Here is a 21513-nt window from a genome sequence, read left to right as displayed (position 1 = left end):
CCATACTACAGATAACTTATAGGTATCATTATGATTAAAATCGTCTCTATCGCTGCACTAGCAGTGGCCGTTTCCTCTTGTGCCAGTATCGATACGCTGCTAGATAAAACCAAGAGCACTGGTGCTATGACAGACACTACTACCTCTATCAATGCCGAAAAAGGCTTAGTAACTTTACAGAGCAATCACTCCGTCAAAGATACCGCAGACAAGCTGGTCTCAGTTATCGAAAGCAAGGGTATGAAAGTATTTGCGCGAGTCGATCATCAGAAAAATGCACAGAGTGCCGACTTATCATTGAGACCAACGCAAGTCGTTATGTTTGGTAACCCTAAAGCAGGTACGCCATTAATGAACTGTGAGCAAACCGTTGCCATTGATTTACCACAAAAAATCTTGATTAGCGAAGATGCTGATAAGAAAGTATGGCTGTCATACAACAACCCTGACTACCTCAAGACACGCCACAATATCAAAGGTTGCGATACTGAGATTGCTAATACCTCAAAAGCACTTAATGCTATCAGTACTGCAGCCACCGCAAAATAATGCGCTCGGTATAGTTGAATAAATAAGTGAACAGGCAATTGAAACATTACTTATTTACTTAAAAATCCCTCATATCAAGAATGACTAGATTGCTCCATCTGGTCATTCAACTCTACTTTCAATTTCTTTGCGCACTCGATAATCTTTTTTCTATCGGCAGGAATAGCACCTTGGGCAATAGCGATTTCACGCATTTGAACCGTGATATCATAATGAGGATAGCTAGCGTTGCGATGAAATAGACGCGCATCCACATCAATAAATGCCGCAAAATCATGCAGCTCTTGCAAGCTATCCGCCAGCATATGACACCACTTATGGCCTTTGAATTTTATCTGTACAAAATCTACATATATCGCCATATAACCGCCTCTCTTACTAATTCGCTTATCTAACTTATCGTCAGTTCAAAATACCTCAACAGCACTATCATCAAAGTAACTTAATAAAACTGTCATCAAAAACCTCTATAACAATGCGCGCACATCTTTTTTAAGTTGTTTGAGTCGTTCTTGATATTCGCTATGACTGCTATCAAATGTACTCAGTCGTCCATAGCGTAACTGACGGTAGTTTTGTCTAATTTCAATAAGCTTTGTCTGAATAACGATTGGATCACTACTATCTGTGAGCTGACTCATAGCAGAGTGAACACCGTTATTCTGACGGCTATCAATGGCCGAGGCCAAACGTTCCAACCAAGCCAGCTGCCCTTCATTATCCTTACGGGCTAATAATTTATCATGCTTGGCAACACGTTTTGAGAGCTGAGCAAGAGGTAAGTCTGCTGGATGCCAACGTTTGCGGCGGCGATACCAAATGACAATTACTAAGATAGCCATAACGGAAACCGCACTGGTGGCTAGCCAAATGATTTGCTGCATAATTGAGCTGATATTGAACCATTTGAGTAGCGAGTCGGCCTGTTTATCTTGGTCATAGCCGACCACGTCTTTTTGCCAGTAGTAGCTCGCTTGGTCTGATAGGCGGCGTAGCGTTTGTAGCATTTGATACTGCTGATAGTTGATTTGTGCACTGGCACCACTGCCGAACATAGCCGCCCCTTGCTGCTGAGTCATCGTATTCATGCCTTGCTCTACTCGCTCAGGTGCCACAAATGCTGTCGGATCCACACGTACCCAGCCTTGGCCCTCAAGCCAAACCTCAGTCCATGCATGTGCATCCATTTGCCGCACTTCCCATACGTTGCCATTGCGACTCGGCTCACCGCCTTGATAGCCGGCTACTACTCGTGCAGGAATACCAGCGGCGCGTAGCATAAAGGTAAAGCTTGACGAATAATGCTCACAAAACCCTGCTTTGGTTTCAAATAAAAATTCGTCAATGCGATTGGTATTGAGCCGTGGTGGCGACAGCGTATAGCGAAAATCTGTTCGATTAATCCATTGCTCGATAGCCGCTATGTAGCGCACAGGGTCTGAACCTGACTGCTCAAATAATTGCTTAGCCAGCGCGCGTGCTTGTGGATTACCTTCATTAGGCAAGGCAAGGTTCTCACGTCTTGATGCCTCTGTTAGAACTGGATCAATACGCATCTGTGCAAACTGCAACACATCATAGCGAAGCTGCTGCGTAACAGGTTGATCCTTTGATAAGGTAAATTCAGAGGTAGTATTGATATCTGGCTGTTCAGAAAACGGATAATCAAGACCAAATAGCCAGTTTTGCTGAGTGGGTTCTAAGATAACCTTGTAATTGACAGGTGCCGCCCTTGATTCATCAGGTACAGTAGCGAAGGCGTTCTGAATCCATGCAGGTGCTTGCAATCTCGACGACCATTGATCCTTTTGAGGGGCTGGGCGCCATGTGACACCATCAAAATCACTAAATACCAAACCGCGCCAATACAACTGCTGTTGCGGTGGGCGCTCACCATCAAACTCTACGCGAAAAGCCAGCTCAGTTGACTGCCCCAAATTGGCAAAATCACCAGGAGACATGCTATCAGAGACACCTGTAGTAGCTTGCTGACCTGAGAGCTGTACGGACCACAGTGGGGGCAGTCTTGGAAAAAACAAAAATAGCACCACTAATAATGGCAATGCACCAACCCCTAACACGCCCAATGTACGCAAGCGTCCATCACCGCTAGCATTGCTATCATCATTAAGCGCAATAAATGCTAGCAATACAATGATTGCGCCAACGATCACTTCTAAAGTAGTCAGTAAACCTTGGTCCATCAAAAATAATGCCGCAAGCACGAACAATGATAAATTCAACACCACATAGGCATCGCGGCGCTTATATAGCTCCCACAGTTTGCTAACTAGGCATAACACCAAAAACGCCACACCCATATCGAGCCCAAATGCTGTATTGTAGGTTAGCCACAGACCTAATAGCCCCAGCAGAAAGCCTAGCATTTGTACACTTTGATAAATACGCTTTAGATGCGATAGTTTTTTGAATTTAGCTTTGATATAAGGCAATTGAGCGGCGATACTGACGGCGGCAAATCCTATCAACCATAATGGTAAATGTGCGGCATGCGGTAACACAACGACGACTTGAGCAATTAATACCCAATAATAAGCTGGCAGTGCTAATAACTTACGATACCATTTAGCGTCATTTCGCTCAGGTCGAAACGAGACTTTTTGACCTAAAGCCAACTGCTCAAAGCTGGCCGTTTTTGTAGCATCGACCGTAGAATATTCTGTGGACCGTGTATCAACATCAGCAGAAGATGAGCGTTTAGAATTGGTCATGGTGCTTTCGCAAGCCTTAGCAAGCATACTTGCGCAAAGGATTCTCCGTTACCCATCTCCGTAGTAGCAGGAGTATCACTAGGTAAACGCATTTGAAACGGTACACCTAGCTGACCCAGCGTCCATGCCCCATAAGCCAATTGTGCAAGTTTTTGCTCGTGATGTGCAGCTGGCATATCTGCATAATCAAGCGTTTGCTCATGACCGACCGGATCAGCGAAGTGCTTGGTCAGCATACCTTGTCCCCGCGCTACATGCCCCCAAGAGACTCGGGCCAATGATTCACCCTCGATATAGTTGTCTAATCGCTCAAAGTCGTCCTGACCCTGTCTATACTGCCCACCTGTTGGTAAATCCTCTAAGCTTGCGATTGCATATTTTTCTTGCCAATCAAATACTTCAGGTTTTGGATATACCCACGCTGTACGCGCAAAGTAGACATAAGACCATGCACGCATGATACCTAATGGATAAACTGTTTTTATTTTTAACCGTGGTAGTTCAAGTTGGCCACGGTTGTAGGTCTGGACAGGCAGTCGAATGACTTGCTCGCCTTGTAGCCGTGTGATAAGCACTGAACTTTGCGTGTTTGTGCCATTTTTGGTTTTCTTATTGGCTAACTGCTCAAATTCAAATAGCAACTGACGCCTTGGTTGGCGACTATCACTATTCAACTGTAGTGTAACCCAAACAGGCAAGCTAGCTTCTGTCATAGTGACTTCTAGTAAACGCACTTGCAGACCAGATATATGAGCAAAAGTAACATGAAAACTAATTAGCCAAATACTGACCAGATAAAAGCACAAACCAAGCACCAAATTGTTGCCATAGTTGATACCTGCGATAAAGGTAATTACTAATAATACGGCGAATAGCATTCCTTCACGACTAAAGAAAATATAGACATTGCGCAAATTAAGCGTAGCACTGTCACTCTTAGGTGCGCGCGCGGCAAACCAGCGGCTCAGAGCTGATTTTATTGGTGCGGTTAAGGCCTTTGGTAACAAGCTCATGACTACCCTATTATTACCATCTGATTGAAGATGCTGTCGGTATGTGACTGACAGATTCGGGAATAGAACGAAATAGTCGATTCTAGATAATTTAGATACAGACAAAGCGAGTAAACGCACCACGCATAGTAGGCTGAGTAAGCCTGATATCGTGTCTGAGTTATATGCCTTTGACTATGTATCAAACCACTGCTAAATGGCGGACATCCGCTGCTAAGCGATAACCGACACTTCTGCTAGAATACGTTGGGCGATGGTTTTTGTCGCTTGCCCGCCAGTCACATGCGCGGGTACGAAACGCTGACCGAGGCGATGATCAGTGACCGCAGCAAACACCGCTTGGATATCTTCAGGGGTCACTTCCATATATCCCGATACATAGGCATGCGCTTGGGCAGCACGTTGTAGTGACAATATGCCGCGAGGCGATAAGCCATGATACTCTTGGCTTGCACGAGTTTTTGCAACCAACCTTTGCAGATAATCCAATACTGTATCTGCTACATAAACTTGCCTGACACCCTGCTGAGCCAATAGTACAGCTTCAGTATCAAGCACCGTATCCAAATCTTTGAGTAGCTCGCGACGATCTTTACCTTTTAGCAGCTCACGCTCTGCGGCAGGCGATGGATAACCCAATGATAAGCATAATAAAAATCTGTCTAACTGCGACTCTGGGAGCGGATAGACACCTGCTTGTTGCAATGGATTTTGGGTGGCAATCACAAAGAACGGCTGCGGCAAAGGATAAGTCTGGCCATCTTGCGTGACTTGTCGCTCTTCCATCGCTTCAAGTAACGCACTCTGCGTTTTGGGACTGGAACGGTTGATTTCATCAGCAAGTAATAACTGAGTGAAGACAGGGCCCGGACGAAACTCAAATTGCTGTTTACTTTGGTCGTAGATGCTCATACCTAAAATATCAGCAGGCAACATATCATTGGTAAATTGCACTCGGCTAAAGCTTAAACCTAATAACTGTGCCAAGCCCTGTGCCAAAGTCGTCTTACCCATACCAGGCAAGTCCTGCAATAACAAATGACCACCTGCTAAGATACAACTGAGTGCTAGCCTAACTGCTTGCGGCTTGTCCAATACAATCTGATTTAATTGCGCTAACAGCTGTGCAATTTGCTGCTGATTGCGTTGAAAATCAGCCGTACTAGGGATGGACTGGCTAAGCGGATTCGCTGTTATATGAGAGGTAGATAATGATCTATCGTTAGCTGCATGGGTCATAGTAGGTTATTGGCTCATTTTTTAGGTCATAACGATGATAAGTCAGTTCACATCATCTGTAACGGTTGGTGCAGCGGCACGGAGCGTAGATAAATAAGCAATGATATCGGCACGCTCTTTCGCATCTGGCATCGGGTCAGACAGCATTTTGGAGTCTGGCATGGCTTTTTGGGCATCTGCAATGTATGGATCGAGTGTCTCTGCATCCCATACCCAACCTGAATCTTCTAGCCCTTTGCTGTAGGTATAGTCTTTTAACTCGGCAGCCGGCGCACCATATATATTCATTAATTGTGGGCCTTTTTTATTCAGACCTGCATTACGTTGATGGCATTGACCGCAAGCATCTTTATAAATTATTGAGCCGTTGTCCGCATCCCCGTCGGTATATAAGGGCAGAATCACAGGAGCGCGGTGGTCAGGTGGTGTTTTCTCACAAGCTGTGAGCAACAGAACAGCAGCCAAAAGGCTGCTCATTTGATATCTACTGATAAGGGACATTTTTAGCAATCTTTGGTTGAGGAATATCATCGCCATAACATAAACGATATGATGTATTGGCCTTTTAACTCGCTACCTTTATCGTGCTACTAGGCTCTTCTAAATAATACCCTTGCAAATAGCGCGCCCCCACACTCCAAGCGACTGACATCGTTGCTGCATCTTCGATATAAGGCATAAGCACATCGACCTTTATGTCATTAGTACGCGTAATAAGAGACTTAACCGTCTCTAGATTTTCTGCTGCACCAATATCTTGGATATAACTGCGCGCCAAGCGTACCATATCAGGCTGGACAAAATTGGCAATTTCAATAGATTTGACGGAAGAGCCAAAATTATTGATGCCTATTTGACAGCTAACATCGTTAAGCGCGGAAAATTGAGATTTTGCGACGGTTAAGTGATCAGAGATATCTATTTCATTGAACTGGAGTGTCAATACACCAGCTGCACCGCCTACTGCTTTTATTAATTGACTGGCAACGATCGGCAGTTTTTTATCAACCAGTGAAGCATTGGTTAATTGTACTAACAATTTGGCTTCAGGATGAACTTTGCGGACATCGTTGATTTTCTTACAGGCATTGATAAGCACCCATCGATCAATCTTTTCTAACAGTTGATGTTTTTTAGCCACCGCCATAAATTGATCAGGGGTTAATACCGTATTGTCAGCATCTGACAAAGGTAACCGTAGATACACTTCAAAGAAGTCGCTACGATCGTTATTGATGTCGTATATTGGCTGAAATGATAGATCAAAACGGTTATTAGTAATGGCATCCACTAACAATTCAGCAAGTGCATGATCATCGCTATTGGCATGTTCGCTTGGGTCATATATACGGTAAGACCCACCATTATTAGAAGTCTCTACCATGATTTGGCTGATAGCATCCATGGCACGTTCTAATATAATGACAGGCTCTACAGGATTTTTTTCAATTTTGACAACAGCAATACTGACTGTTGTACTCGTTGTACGTTTATCAACTTCAATAAACATATCCTTCATAGACGAACCGATATGCGCAGCAAGTCCTTCAAGATCACTCGTCGTCTTGTTTTTTACTAATATCGTGAATGCAGTATCGCTGAAACGGCTCACATGCCCATCAGGTACTAGCTCAGTCAACGTGTGGGCAACTTGTTTGACCGTTGCATCTATTCCTTGTAGACCCAAACTACTTCTTATTTTTCCTACATTATCAACCTGCACATATAGCAGGGCTGCGGTTATTAGTCCTTGAGATGCCTGCTGATGTATTGCTATCATCTGATCTTCAAAACCGCGACGATTATCTAGGCCAGTTAAATTATCTTTACGTTCAGCTTCAGCTAAACGCTTGGCAACCTCTGCACTATTGTTACTATTCTGCTGAATAATAATCTGAATGACTGGCTCACCCTCTAACGTGGCTGATGCCAATTGTAGTTTCGCTTCAAAAGTACTACCATCTGTCCGTACACTTTCAAAATTAAACTCAACGTCTTGGCGACTACCTTTGTCAAACTGACGTAAAAACTGTTTAAACCCTTGAACATTATCTCTACCTGAAATCAGGTCAATAATAGGCACGCCTACCACTTCATTCATCGATTTAAAGCCGAATAGCTGAAGATAGGGATCATTAGCAAATATATGAATACCCTCGTCTATATAAGCGACCGCGCTCTTAGAGTTCTTAATCAATACATTGGCACGTTGTTCTGCTTCAGAAAGTACTTGACGTAAAGTTTTTAGCTCGCGGCGACTGCGCAAACTACTATGCTGTAGACAAATAGCCATTACCACTGGCATTTCTTGATTCATTTCAAGCGCTTTGACCATCGTGCCACTAATCACAGTCGGTAGCTCATACTCATTGTAGGCAGTCGACGCTACCTCTTCATTCACTAAACAGATCATCGGCAAATCGATATTTTGCTCTTGTACGAGGCTTACCACATCTGTAAAGCTCATATTATAAGCTTTGCCAAATACCAGTACATCCCACGGTTGGCGCAGAAGTTTTAATAGCTCTTCTTTATCGTCCAAAAACCCCAAATTTACACTATCATAATAAGGACTCAATAACTGCACAAGACGTTCAGCATAGAGCTGATCGTCATTGATCACCAATAAATTTAAAAGAGATTGAGAGCGCATAAGGAGCCTTTTAGTCGTACGTATTGTTATCTATTGTTTTGTTACTTTACAACTTGTCTAAAACTAACCTAGCACATAAAAGGCGCTAGCGTTAATATTCTATGAATCCTGTCAATACAAACTGAGTTTTCACTATGATAATTATTTTATAGTTAGAGATATCATAAAAGTCAGAGTAACAATATTTATCATTATAGACAATAATTAGACCAACTGCAGATTAACTTATGACCTTTGTCGACTACTATATTACTGACGAAAATCTGTATAAACTCTTCGTTATGGCCTGAAACTCCTGTCACATCTAAGCACCCCTAAGCGCTATAACTGCGCCACCTCATATTGACTAAACTTATCAGTCATCATCAGCCTGCGTCCTAATCGTAGGGAGGTTTGTTTATTACCAATACGCATGACGATTCTATCATCAGCTTGAAAGTACGAAGGTGGTACGATTAGTGTGCCAGTCGTCTGTAGCTGTTCATCCTTACCGAGAATAAATGCTGGTACAAAATGATGACTTCGCGTTTTACTGCCTTCCAAACGTAATCCACATGCTACAATTTTATGCCCGAGTATCTGCCATTCCACTTCTGGATTTTTAGTATCGACATTTAACCAGCGTACCACCCCTATTGACCAATTAGGTTGTTCTTTATTTTCAGAGCCATAGACCAAAATCAGGCTCATGATGTGTAAGGGCTGCGGTGCTGTCATAGAAAGGTTAGGGTCAGTTTTTTCTATACTAAGTCCTTCTTTATTGAGAATGCTTTCGTCAGCAACATTCTCATTAGGCTTACCAGCTTTTGGCAACAAATGCAGTCTGCGATATGCTGAAGAACTGTCATGGTCGTCAAATATCTCAATGTTTATAACGCTACTGCGGCTACGCTCGCTATCAAATGTATCGTATAAAGGTCGGTCTTCTTCTCGTAGATGTTTGATAGCGATCAAGTTGGCAAAAGTTTTTGAATGACCTACATGGTAGTGTATATCGTTAAAATTGGTGATTAACTTTGCCTGCTGTTTGATAGTATATTTGGTTGGTAAGGTAAGTGGCGGCTGCAAATAGCGGTAGCTGATGGTCATCGAAATAGCATTAAGCAGACTATATTCTGCTGTACTACCTTCCTCGATAAAGGCTTTTTTGCGTGACTCAAAATACTCAACTATCGGTGTCAGTTCTATAAATAGACAGTCATGACGATCTTCATATGGGTTGATATGAGAGTTGACTGTTAGATAGCTTGGTAGATTATTACTCTTAAGATCAACAAAAACCTTTGTCTCGGTGGCAGGCTCCATTGTCGCAACTATGTGTTTAGCCCATTCAGGCAATAGACGCTGTACTAGTAAGATATTCGGGCGCCTCATAGCACGCAAATTTAACAAGTGATGCAAACAAATTTGACAATATAGCTGATGGATACTGTTTGTTTGGTTCGTGACAGTATGTAGACTTAAATCAATATCAGCTACTTTTCTCTGATGAGCCAAATAGTATAACTGATTGACTTTAGACCACAGGTAATCTGATGGCTTTCGATAGCACAGTGTCTCTTCTGCTAATAGTTTTTGGTATCTTAATAGTGATTGATAAATCGCAATAGCAAGCGTGCTATCAGGTTTAGTTTCAGCGCCGAAAAAACGCTGCCAACCTTTACTAGAAGATTGGTTTAAGGAGGCTCCAGACAACTGCGTCTCACGACGTATGACTTTGTCGTAAACCATGATAATTAAATAGTTTAGCGATTGCATTTGAGCGATATAAGACATCTGATCTTGGCTAAGCGCGCCTGTCTCATAGATATAGTGCTGCCTAAAAGCTGCAATCAGTCGGTCTGAGGCATCAATGACTGTTGCCATTAATTTGAGACGCTGCTGTTCATCCATATTGGATTCACGTAATACTGTCAGTAAACTTTCTAAATGTTCTGTTTGCTGCTCTTGGGTAAGCGTAGGTAGCGTTGCCAACATCTTTAACAAGTAACGCTCTTGACCATTTACTGAGCGATTAGATAGCGGAGGTAGTGGCTCTGTAGAATCTAAATGCTCTCGAAACATTGATAACGTTATCATCAGTATCTTTACTCTCTATTAGTCACTCCGAAGCAATCAGTAATATGCAGCAGTACAAATACATGTATGGCATAAAAAATGTTTGTTAAGCTCGACTATAGAAAAGTGATGATATCTATTTATTGTGAGCCTAAATCTAGCAGTACGCTCTGACAATACCTACATACTGGCAAAGTTTTGTATTTAACGTTATATGCTTTTTAGTTAGATTACATACTGACAGTCTATATTCTGTTCCAATCATATATCTATTTATACTTATAAAAAAGCATAAATCCTAGATTTTAGTTTCTAAAGATACTATCCGCATCTTTTTTTAAGAGCCGCTCTTTGTTTACTAATTCTCCTAAATTGATATAGTGCCCTACATTAGCTATTGCTGTAAATATCAATCGGCACTTTAAAAGGTTTATTAGGTAACTCTCTAACCAACTTAGGGACAAGATAGCCTGGCAATGATGCTAGCAATGACCAATAAAGCTCAATCGCTGCTTGCTCACTACTATCGAAATGCGCCGCACCAGCCACCTTGTCCAACACATGTAAATAATATGGTAGTACGCCAGAAGCAAACAAACGCTGACTAAGCTGTACTTGCGCGTTAAGGGTATCGTTGACACCTTTTAACAACACGGCTTGGTTTAATAGCGTAACTCCAGCTGCTCTAGCACGTTGCAAATACTCAGCAGTTGGTGCATCTAGCTCATTGGCATGATTACAGTGAATGACCATGACAATATGGCAGCGGCTTTGAGATAACCTCTCTAACAATGCAGCGTCCAAGCGTGCAGGTATCACCAATGGCAAACGCGTATGCAATCGAATGGTAGTAATCTGCGGAAGAGACTCCAAAGTATCTAACCATGAAAACAAACGTCGATTGGTCACATTTAGTGGATCACCACCACTCAAAATTACCTCATTGACCTCAGGATTTGCATTAATATAGTTGATGATATTTTCTTTTGCATCAGCAGTCGGCATATTGGCACTATAGTCAAAATGCTGGCGAAAGCAGTAACGGCAGTGAATAGCGCACGCACCCGTAATCGTTAACAATACTCTTGACTGATATTTATGCAGCAAGCCTTTTACAGGATTTTGAGTGTTTTCGCTTAGCGGATCTGCTACGTAGCCTGTGACGTTGATTTGCTCTTGCTGGTCTGGCAACACTTGTTTAAGCAGGGGATCATTACGGTCGCCAATAGCCATTTTTGCCACAAAGCCACGCGGCACACGCAGTTCAAAATGCTTAGGTACGTAAACTTCTGCACGCATTGATTCAAGCTGTAGGATACTCAATAGCTCATCAACAGATGTAATAGCTTCCGATAATTGCGTTTGCCAGTTTTTTTGTGTGATTAAATGGTTTATCATGACAGCCTATTACCTGTGCCCAAAATCCGATATTATACGCCCTTAGTGTCTAGCCTATCAAAGTATCCTCGTTAATCCGTAAATACTTGGCATAACAGAAAATTTTGGTACAGTCAGCCCTATGTCTTACTATTATATTTACAACCCCTAGGAGTTTCTTGTGGCAAGTTTTTCTACTAATGAATTTAAAGCTGGTCTAAAAGTGATGCTTGATGGCAACCCTTGTGCCATTCTTGAAAACGAGTTTGTCAAGCCTGGTAAAGGTCAAGCCTTTAACCGTGTTAAGTTGCGCAATCTTCGTAGTGGCAAAGTACTGGAACAAACTTTCAAGTCAGGTGACAGCTTAGAAGCTGCTGATGTGATGGATACTGAAATGAACTATCTATATAACGATGGCGAGTTTTGGCATTTTATGCATCCTGAGAGCTTTGAGCAGATTCAAGCGGACAAAAACGCAATGAGTGATTCAATCAAGTGGTTAAAAGAAAACAGTAATGCTCTATGTACCATTACGTTATTTAATGGTGCTCCTCTGTCAGTCACGCCGCCTAACTTCGTTGAGTTAGAAATCACAGAAACAGATCCTGGCGTACGCGGCGATACTTCAGGCGGTGGTGGCAAACCTGCTAAATTAGAGACAGGTGCCGTTGTACGTGTACCATTATTTGTGCAACAAGGTGAAGTGGTACGTGTTGATACGCGTACTGGCGACTACCAAACTCGCGTGAACTAATATCGCTCTAAACATGACTGGTAGTTGATATTTACTGATATCTTTATCATCAATAAAAAAGCTTAACCACCATATAGGCGGTTAAGCTTTTTTTATATTTATCGATCATAGTTACATTAAAATACTAATCACTACCACTAATATCTAGCAAATCACTCTTCTTCCAATGATTGCTTTTGTATCAGCCAATACTGTACCAAGGCATTTAACTGCTCTTGCTTAAAAGGTTTGGTGCAGTAGTCCTGCATACCAACTTTCAGATATTTCTCACGCTCGCCGTCCATTGCATTGGCAGTCAAAGCGATAATGGGCGGTAGTACTTGGGGGTCATATAATTCATGCAATTTAATAGTCGCCTGTACTCCATCCATAATCGGCATATGATGATCCATCAATATCACATCATAACGATCAGGGAATAAAGCAAAAGCCTCAATTGCTTGCTGACCATCTGTAACATGGGTGACGGTATGTCCGCTGCTGGTTAGGGATTTTTTGGCTATAATCGCGTTGACAGCATCATCCTCGACCAACAAGATATGCCCAGACCGCTCATGCGTAGGTTCAATTATGGTCGTATCGTTAGAGTCTTGCCATGTCTCATACTTGTCTTCATCAATAGTAGTTAACGGTAATAAAACACTAAATGTCGTACCGACTCCTACTTCACTATTTACATGAATGTAACCACCCATCAAATCGACTAGAGACTTACAAACAGATAGTCCAAGTCCAGTACCACCATAAATACGATGAGTAAATTTATTCGCTTGGTCATAAGCGTCAAATATCGCCTCTAACGACTCTTCTTTGATACCAACACCCGTATCTTTCACTTCTATACACAAAGTTATATTCTGACCAGTTTCATCGCATTCTATTTTGCTTGCTTCTTTTTCTTGACTCGTACTCACGAATTTTTTATCGATGTTATCTGGACAATAGCAATTGTCCATATGTTTGACATCGATGCTTACCTGACCACTTTCACGCGTGAACTTAATCGCATTATTGACCAAGTTTGCAATAATCTGCTTTAGACGTACAGGGTCGCCGTTTACATAAGGTGAGAGCGTTTCAGTATAATGGTAATCTAAAATTACACCTCTTTGACGTGCCTTAATCGCAAATAAACTGACGACCTCATTGCATAAGCTAGATAAATTCAATGGAATAGAATCAATTGTCATTTTTCCAGACTCGACTTTCGATAAGTCTAAAATACCATTAATAATGACCATCAAATGCTCATTGGAGACTTTGATGTTATCAACATAGTCACGTTGTTCGCTACTGAGTTCGGTATCGCCTAACATCTCTACCATACCGATAATACCGTTCATCGGTGTGCGAATTTCATGACTCATATTAGCCAAAAAGCTCGATTTCATCTCATTAGCACGCTTAGCATCACGTTGTTTATCCTGTAATTGCAAAGCATCAGCTGCCATTTTGGCAAACTCTGCCAAGATCTCTGATTGTTGTTCATTAAAACTATGATTAGGCTTTGTATCCATAAGGCATAAAGTACCTAGACGATACCTTTTATTGTCTTCATATAAGATAATAGGAGCACCAACATAAAATCGTAAATATGGAGATCCTGTGACCATAGGATTCTGACTAAAACGATCGTCTTTCCAAGTATCTGACACTACGAAAACGTCATCAGACAGTATCGTATAGTTACAAAAAGCAATATCACGTGATGTCGTGCATATACTGTCAGATTCATTGTCAAATTTACAAGCTGGTTTTAGATATTGGGTTTCCTCGTCCATAAAAGTAATGGTGACTACAGGCACATCAAAGAACAGTTTTGCAAGTGCAACTAGTCGATCGAACGCAGGCTCATCATCTTCGTTGAGTACCTGGTACTTCTTTAGCTTGTTGACACGTTCTAATTCATCTACCGCGACAGGGTAGCTCTGCTTGGACGAGTTAGATATAGACAAGGTAAACTCCATTAAATAATATCAGACACATTAGTTACGACTCGTCTGTCTTATTAATAATTGTAATGCTTCACTCACCATAATCATCGCCACCACTGACGTAACGACCACTGCTGAGCCATAACCACCGCACTGTAAACCGCCTGTTTGACAGCTTTTATCTACAATCGGTGGCTCTGTCGAATAGACACATTTGATACCAAATTTTTCTTTTAAAGCACTATTAATGCCTTTTTCGTGGCGTAACTTGTTGCGTAACTTTGCAAGTAGTGGGTCTTGATAACAGTCACGCAAATCACTTACTCTAATCTGACTTGGATCTATCTTACCACCTGCACCGCCCGCACAGACCAACTTTAGTTTATTAAATCGACAGTGTAAAGCAATTGCTAATTTCGCATTCATATCGTCTACACAGTCTAAAATAACAATCGGTTTCCCCTGAGCATTGGCAGATTTAACTGCTTCACGACTTGGTAAGAGTGTAGCGACATTATCTACTGTCAAAAAGTCATCGACTAAATTCAAGGTTACTGTGGGATTAATTTCTCTAATACGAGCTGCCATTGCTTCAATTTTACTTTGTCCAAACGTGCTGTCTAGTGCAGGCAGTTGGCGATTGACATTAGACGCAACCAATACATCCAAATCAATCAGCGTAATCGTTCCCACTGCTGTCCGAGCCAGCGCCTCTGCTGCCCAAGAGCCCACTCCTCCTACACCAATAATGTAGACATGAGCTGCCGAAAAAGTATCAACCGCTGAGGTACCATAGAGTGTCCGTGTACCTTGAAAACGACGATCGTACTGCTCATCTTGTTGGCTCGATTCGTCTTGTGCAAGACTGTCTTCGACGGATTCTGGTTGTTCAAATTGTCGCGTGTCACTCATAACAGATCAAATTCTCTTTTCAAATATTTTGGTTGTCATTTATACGGCTCATACTTTTTAGCTTCTAATTAAAACGATGCTTTTCTTATAAGTAGCGCAGTTACATTGAATAAGCCCAGTCTACTTTCAGAGCATCACAGCTATTTTGCCATAACTGCTTAGCAAGTTTATCATGTGGTATTTCTAATAGCTCACTCAAGCTTGCTAATACCCATGGCAGATTGGCTGGTACATTCCTATCATGTGAATGGGTATCATCCGTTGTCTGACACATAATAGGTGTCATATCTGGACAATCCGTCTCAATGACCAAGCATTCGATGCCATGACTCTCAACTGCTACTTGAATAGCGCGGCGCAGTTTTTTGGCATTCGGATTGGTTATCTGACCAGTAACGCCAAGCTTAAACCCCAACTTTACAAAAGCCTTCGCCTCTTGTTCGCCACCGCTAAAGCTATGGGCAATACCACCTAATTTATGCGCATCGTATTTATGCGCTTTTAATATTGCGAGTGCTTCAGCATGCGCTTTACGAATATGCAGCATTACTGGAAGTCGATGGGCCACTGCTATATCCAACTGCGCCGCAAAGAACCTTTTTTGTTTAGCAAATACATCAGGCTGCTTCATTGCATCGGTAAAGGTGTCTAATCCAATCTCACCAATGGCTAATGGACGTTGCTCTATCACTATTTGTTCAAGTTGTATTAAATGATCATTGGTATGCTGCTCAATATAAAAAGGATGTAAACCGAGCGCGATATAGGCTGCAACATCGCACTTATCTTTACTATTCACCTTTGTTACAGACGACTGCGACATTTTATTAATGAAATCTTGAGTATCATACATTCGATCAAAATACTGATATAAATAACCTACTAGCACTAAGTGACGAATACCTTGACTATAAGCCTGCTCTACCTGTTGTCTGCGATCATTGTCGAACACTGGAGCATCAAAATGTGTATGCGTATCTATAAGAGAATAGACATTTTTTAAAACTTCTCTAGCATCTGTTCTCTCAGCCATGGTCACTGATTTGTTGCCACACATTAATAAACTCCAAAACTGACTTTTCAGAACATAGAATTGAGTAATAAACACTAAGCAATTTTTACTATACAAGTATTTTTATATAAGAATATTGCTATAGACGCATTATTGAGCTTCTATTTTTTAATTACTAGCTTCTACTTACTAGCTGCATTCTCACGAGCATCATTAATACGGCTCTCAGATACGGTATCATGGTTACTTACTATCTTCGTATTGTCCTTTCGACTACTGCGCCTAGGGATGAGCAATAGCGCAGTTGCAGCCACACTCAGTAAAAACCACTTTTTTGTATTCTTATAATCTGTCATTTTAGCTTCTGATTTACTGTAGCGGAAAACATAATACGTAACTCATTATTTTATTAGTAACTAATATACCCAAATATGAAAGCGTCTATGTTTATCTGTGTTATGAATACGCAAGCTAATGTACGATGTAACTAGTATCTATCACATCGTACATTAATTTATGTCAGTTAAATCATATTAACCGTTATATATACGGCCAATATTTTAACGATTAAGAGGATAGGTCGTGATACCGCTATTAGGGCTATCTACTCTCGTAAAGCCTTGCGAAGTAGATTTTGGCGCTTGATTGCGTTTAGGGATAAGGGGATTAAGCGGCATAAGCTCGTAATCTGCACTGACATTACCATTCCAACCTTCAGTGCCGCTCAATGGTAATTGCTTAATCGTACCGTTTTTATCAATGACCAGCTGCAACACTCGCATTTGATTAAATTTACGTTCAGTCACACTCGCTACCGCGCCGCCATCACGTAAGATAGTCGGCTGTAAAAAGATAATCAAATTGCTCTTTTGGGTGCTGTCGTTGTCAGAACGAAAGAGTCTACCGATAACAGGAACATTGCCCAGTCCAGGAACCTTCTGTTGACGTGTGGTGGTGTTGTCACGCATCAGGCCGCCCAAGGCAATCGTTTGCTGATCATCCGCTAGAATGGTCGTATTAATAAGGCTTTTATTGGTAATTAGCCCACTGGCATTACCCGTACTACCTGGTACGACTGACGAGACTTCTTGCGAGACCTCTAATCGTACTGTGCCATTGTCACCAATATGGGGAATGACATTCAGATTAATACCAATGTCTTGGCGATCAATTGTCTGAAATGGGTTGTTTGAATTATTGCCACTGGTGGTAAAAGAACCCGTAACAAAAGGTACGTTTTGACCAACTAAGATACTGGCTTTTTCATTATCCAATGTCAAAATCGATGGCATGGATAGCAAGTTGGCACTGGTAGATGAGTCAAGCGCCTGTAAAATAGCACCATAAAACTCTGTATTGCCCTGGCTGTCTTTACGACTGTCTCCAATTCCTATCAATGCACCTGCGATAGAGCTGGCCGCAGCGCTAATGCCTGCCGTACTTGTCTCTGCTAAAGCAGCCGCCGCAAGCGTCGTTGCGCTCGCCCCCACATTGTTAAAGTTGACCACTCCATAGCCACTATTGGCGTTACCTAGCGCCCACTGAACACCTAGCTGGGTGGCATCATCGCCTGACACTTCAACAATGGCAGCTTGAATTAATACTTGTGCGCGGCGACTGTCTAATTGGTTGACTGCATCTTCAATCTCGAACATGAGCTCAGGTGCGGCGTTGACGATAACGGCATTTTGAGTTTCATCAGCGATAATACTAAACGGACGACCGCCCACTCCTGTGCTTGTTCCGCTTGTGCTGCTAGTCGAGACAGCGGCCGCACTGCTACTACCAAGGCTATCACTGGCTGCATTATTAATTGCGGCGCCTGTGCTACTTGCATCATTTAGCGAAGCTGATTCTAATGTCGAGGTCGCGCCAGCACTATTGATAGATTGATTAGCAAGTAAGCCGCGTAACATATCGGCGATATGACCAGCACTAGCATACTTTAAACGAAAGACACGTAAACCACTTAAACGTCTGGTCGGCGTAGTATCCAATTGATTGACCATTTCTTGGACTTTAGCAATCATTTCAGGACTGCCTTTGACTAGCAGTCTATCGCTCGACGTATCAGCAATCACCTTTAGCTGATTGTTGCCACCTTGTGCTTGCCCACTACCCGCACTTGAGACTAAAGCGCTAATCAATTCCATCATACGTTCGGCATCGACGTGACGCAGTGGTATCACTTGCAAACTGTCATTCACATTGCTGTCTAAATCACGGATAAGGGCCGTCAGTTGATTAAGGCTGTCTGCTCGATCGGACAACACCAACGCATTGACACCAGGTACAGCTGCTGCGTGAGCCGACTGCGGCATCAATGGGCGAATAACTCCTAATACTTCTGCAGCTTGGGTATTAGTCAAATAAATAACTCGAGTGGCGAGCGACTCGCCAACACTATCACCGCGTAAATCAACCGCCACACCAGATTGCTTAGCAATATTATCTGGCACCAGTTTTGTCGTCGTTCCCGATTCAATCGCAGCGATACCATTCACTTGCATCACGCTCAGAAATAGCTGATAAATCTCATCACGGGACAGGGCTTTATTGGAGATGACCGTGACGTTGCCATTGATACGCGGATCAAGTACAAAGTTTTGATCTGTGATGGTCGCAACTTCATTGATAAAAGCTTTGATATCAGCATCTTGTAAATTGACTTTCCAGCTCTCAGCATTGGCAAGACCAACACCAGCAGCCCATAATGGCACTGCCAGACAAAGTGGACGACACAGGCGCATCAAACGCTGCAGGCTACGGTACAAAGGCGTGGCTGAAAAATTCTGAAAACTTACCATATTGATGATTACCTACAGTGATATTGCTTACTATGTGCTGAGTTTTTAAGGAACAATTTTGCTAAAAACCTACCTTGCTAGAACTGCTGGCGAATCGTAATAACTTGCTCACCACGTTGAACCTCTATCTGCGCTTCACCTGCTTGCTGTACTTGCTGAAGTACACCAGCATCTTGCGCTGGGTTATTACCTACGCTCTGTCCATTGACGGTCAGTACCTTATCACCTGGCTCAAGCCCTAAACGATTACGTAGGCCAGCAGGCATCGCCGCTGTGACTTGGTAGCTCTCGCCCGATGCCATCACCCCCATTCTACTTAGATAACTGGCAGGGTTTTCTTGCAAGGCCGTAACCGCTTCTTCGATAGCCGACTGTGGACTTTTTGAAGTGTCTGCGCCAGTTGTCCCTTCTGCCTCAGGAACAGCGTTTTGTACTGGCTGGGGCCCTGTCGGCAACATGCTATTGTTTGGCAAACGCTGATTGCTTATTCCGCTTGCTAGCATATCACTTTGGTCTAATGGCATCGCCTCTGGCATTTTAATAACGGTTTCTTTATCGTTAGCATCAGCGATAATGACTGAATTCCAATCAACAGCCACGAGCGTATAATCGCTGTCTTTTAGCCCATCACCGATGCGGTAATTTTTGACTTCGCCATTGACATTTAATAAGGCGGAAGACATGCTCTCAGGTATGGCTAGTAGTACGCCTTTTAGCTCAATGTTGGGAGGTGGTTGCACGGCTGCGGTAATAGGATCGGGGTCAGCGAAGATTGCAAATAAGCTGCTATAATCATTGGTGGAGTTGGCACTATTCTGTAGAGGCGCTAAAGGCAATGCAGGCGCTAGAGGTGCTGCTAGTAATAACCATAAGAGACGGGCGGCTGTCCAGCATAGCCAAGCAATGGCTAACAATAATAGCCAACCTGAAAAGCGATTGAGAATATTGATAACAGGTTTTAGGCTTGCGGCGATATTAAGCATTTAGTTCGCCCCCAAACCAGCTAGCAATGGCTGGCGCACACTGACAACTGGCGTATCTTGAGGGGCTTGTCCTTTATACTCAGGCATGTTCTCTAGCAAGCGCTGTGTCAGACTGACATCAAGCATATTATCGCTATCGAGATACAGATCTCCCAAACGCTTATCTTGATTGTTTAATAAATTAATATGGAGCAAATCTCTATTGTTTTTTTGCTCTGTACTAAGCTCGGCTCTTAGAGCCGGCATCGTAATATAAAAAACTTTGCCACCACTAGGATAGCCTACCTCGCCGCCAACCCAAGTCAATTGACCATCCGCTGCACTAAATCCGCCAACGTCTTTAGCAGGCTCACTATTAGATGCGTCATTTTTATTAGCCTGACGCGTTAGTGATACATTATTTACCTGAATAGGGGTATTTGGCAGCTGCCAGTTGACTACACTCGCTAGCGTCTCAGATGCAATTTTCCCACTCATATCGTCAACTTGCCATGAGTTCAAACCAAGTTTAACTTGCCCATTCAGACGTGTCTGTGCTGAGTGGATATTAACATCCGCACCTAGCTTACCTATGAGTAACTGCCAAGGCTGCCATGACCATTCTGCCATACCTGTAAGCGACGTCGATGACATAGGCAATTGCCAAATGGCAGCACCTTGCCATACGTTGCCAGATACATGCTGGACATAAGGCGTATCTGGCGCGTATTTCTCAAGTAACCATGCTGCTGGCATTTGCAATACAGCAAATAGCGCAAACAACACAAACCCCACTAGCCACCAGAGCTTACGGGGACGTTTATGAGAAAACTCAGATACTTGGGCCACAGTCGTACAACTCTTATATAAGACAAAAACGTCATTATCATAACAAACAATGGCATATAGATGACAGAAAAAAAGCCAGTATCTTTTTGCCAAAATACTGGCAGTAAAGATACTGGCTTTTATTTTCTCGAAAGCAGCTATATCTATCGCTAAATGGTTATAAATACACCATTATCAATAGCAACTTCAAACTGATTCACAGAAAGTAACTTTATAAGAAAACAGCTAATTAAATAGCAAAATCTTCGATATCACGACCTGCTGCTAGCGCTTCGACTAACCACGTTGGCTTACGGCCACGGCCAGTCCAAGTTTCACTATGATCATCAGTATTGCGATATTTAATACTGCGTTTTTTCTCTAACTTTTCACCAGCTTTCAGTATCTCTTCGATCGTTGCATTGCTATCTTCTGCAATCTGCTCGAACTGCATATAGGCATCATACAAACGTTGATGTTGTTTTTTGGCGATAAGTTGTTGAGCGTTTTCAGTGATAGCACGTAACTCATCTACGTTCAAATCTTCTAAATCAATTGCATTATTTTTGCTCATAATAAATCCAACTATAAAATAAGAGTGTGGCCTCTATTGAGGTATTGTTTTTCGTGAAAACATGCGGGGAACAAATCGTTCATTAGCCATTAATTCTATTTATAAAATA

Annotated in this window: 18 protein-coding genes; 2 read left to right on the top strand and 16 right to left on the bottom strand. The window is 42.4% G+C overall.

Annotated elements, in window-relative coordinates; translation table 11 throughout:
- The first annotated feature begins 30 nt into the window (after window positions 1–30).
- Window positions 31–549: a DUF302 domain-containing protein gene (locus CXF62_RS08330; protein ID WP_102093849.1), complete on the top strand. Its 519-nt coding sequence runs from the start codon at window positions 31–33 to the stop codon at window positions 547–549.
- Window positions 550–623: 74 nt separating this feature from the next.
- On the opposite strand, the gene CXF62_RS08325 is transcribed toward CXF62_RS08330, so the two are convergent.
- From CXF62_RS08325 to epmB, 8 genes are all read right to left on the bottom strand, one after another.
- The gene (locus tag CXF62_RS08325) at window positions 624–911 is read right to left on the bottom strand and encodes a DUF4031 domain-containing protein (protein ID WP_102093848.1); all 288 of its coding nucleotides are present in this window, start codon (window positions 909–911) and stop codon (window positions 624–626) included.
- Window positions 912–1016: 105 nt separating this feature from the next.
- Window positions 1017–3281, bottom strand: a complete 2265-nt coding sequence (locus tag CXF62_RS08320) for a transglutaminase TgpA family protein (protein WP_102093846.1) — start codon at window positions 3279–3281, stop codon at window positions 1017–1019.
- Complete coding sequence (locus CXF62_RS08315) at window positions 3278–4294, bottom strand: hypothetical protein (protein ID WP_102093845.1); 1017 nt, start codon at window positions 4292–4294, stop codon at window positions 3278–3280. Before CXF62_RS08315 ends, CXF62_RS08320 begins: the two co-directional genes overlap by 4 nt.
- 213 nt (window positions 4295–4507) lie before the next feature.
- A complete protein-coding gene (locus CXF62_RS08310; protein ID WP_102093844.1) occupies window positions 4508–5533 on the bottom strand; it encodes an AAA family ATPase in 1026 nt (341 codons plus the stop codon).
- Window positions 5534–5575: 42 nt separating this feature from the next.
- Window positions 5576–5998, bottom strand: a complete 423-nt coding sequence (locus tag CXF62_RS08305) for a c-type cytochrome (protein WP_228153204.1) — start codon at window positions 5996–5998, stop codon at window positions 5576–5578.
- A gap of 100 nt (window positions 5999–6098) precedes the next feature.
- The gene (locus tag CXF62_RS08300) at window positions 6099–8186 is read right to left on the bottom strand and encodes an EAL domain-containing protein (RefSeq protein WP_102093842.1); all 2088 of its coding nucleotides are present in this window, start codon (window positions 8184–8186) and stop codon (window positions 6099–6101) included.
- Window positions 8187–8507: 321 nt separating this feature from the next.
- On the bottom strand, window positions 8508–10265 hold the full coding sequence (locus tag CXF62_RS08295) for a hypothetical protein (protein ID WP_102093840.1): 1758 nt from the start codon (window positions 10263–10265) through the stop codon (window positions 8508–8510).
- Between the two features lie 369 nt (window positions 10266–10634).
- Window positions 10635–11642, bottom strand: coding sequence for an EF-P beta-lysylation protein EpmB (epmB, locus tag CXF62_RS08290; RefSeq protein WP_102093839.1), 1008 nt, complete (start codon window positions 11640–11642; stop codon window positions 10635–10637).
- Between the two features lie 160 nt (window positions 11643–11802).
- Between epmB and efp the strand changes: the two genes are divergently transcribed.
- A complete protein-coding gene (gene efp, locus CXF62_RS08285) occupies window positions 11803–12375 on the top strand; it encodes an elongation factor P (RefSeq protein WP_057761310.1) in 573 nt (190 codons plus the stop codon).
- Window positions 12376–12527: 152 nt separating this feature from the next.
- On the opposite strand, the gene CXF62_RS08280 is transcribed toward efp, so the two are convergent.
- The 8 genes from CXF62_RS08280 to CXF62_RS08250 form a co-directional block, all read right to left on the bottom strand.
- Entirely contained in the window at window positions 12528–14330 is a 1803-nt protein-coding gene (locus CXF62_RS08280; protein WP_228153203.1) for a GAF domain-containing hybrid sensor histidine kinase/response regulator, read from the bottom strand.
- 30 nt (window positions 14331–14360) lie between these two features.
- On the bottom strand, window positions 14361–15221 hold the full coding sequence (locus CXF62_RS08275; protein ID WP_102093835.1) for a tRNA threonylcarbamoyladenosine dehydratase: 861 nt from the start codon (window positions 15219–15221) through the stop codon (window positions 14361–14363).
- 100 nt (window positions 15222–15321) lie between these two features.
- Window positions 15322–16254: a TatD family hydrolase gene (locus tag CXF62_RS08270; RefSeq protein ID WP_102093884.1), complete on the bottom strand. Its 933-nt coding sequence runs from the start codon at window positions 16252–16254 to the stop codon at window positions 15322–15324.
- Between the two features lie 161 nt (window positions 16255–16415).
- Complete coding sequence (locus CXF62_RS14715; protein ID WP_185156623.1) at window positions 16416–16589, bottom strand: hypothetical protein; 174 nt, start codon at window positions 16587–16589, stop codon at window positions 16416–16418.
- A gap of 204 nt (window positions 16590–16793) precedes the next feature.
- Complete coding sequence (gspD, locus tag CXF62_RS08265) at window positions 16794–19040, bottom strand: type II secretion system secretin GspD (RefSeq protein WP_102093833.1); 2247 nt, start codon at window positions 19038–19040, stop codon at window positions 16794–16796.
- 77 nt (window positions 19041–19117) lie between these two features.
- Window positions 19118–20023, bottom strand: coding sequence for a type II secretion system protein N (locus tag CXF62_RS08260; RefSeq protein WP_102093832.1), 906 nt, complete (start codon window positions 20021–20023; stop codon window positions 19118–19120).
- Window positions 20024–20851: a type II secretion system protein N gene (gene gspN / locus CXF62_RS08255; RefSeq protein ID WP_102093830.1), complete on the bottom strand. Its 828-nt coding sequence runs from the start codon at window positions 20849–20851 to the stop codon at window positions 20024–20026.
- Window positions 20852–21080: 229 nt separating this feature from the next.
- Window positions 21081–21404, bottom strand: coding sequence for an H-NS histone family protein (locus CXF62_RS08250; RefSeq protein WP_102093828.1), 324 nt, complete (start codon window positions 21402–21404; stop codon window positions 21081–21083).
- Between the last annotated feature and the right edge of the window lie 109 nt (window positions 21405–21513).

The sequence above is a fragment of the Psychrobacter sp. MES7-P7E genome (genome assembly GCF_002863645.1).
Classification (GTDB): Bacteria; Pseudomonadota; Gammaproteobacteria; order Pseudomonadales; family Moraxellaceae; genus Psychrobacter.
The sequence above is the reverse complement of the archived record's forward strand: the minus strand, read 5'-3'. Positions and strand labels throughout refer to the sequence as shown.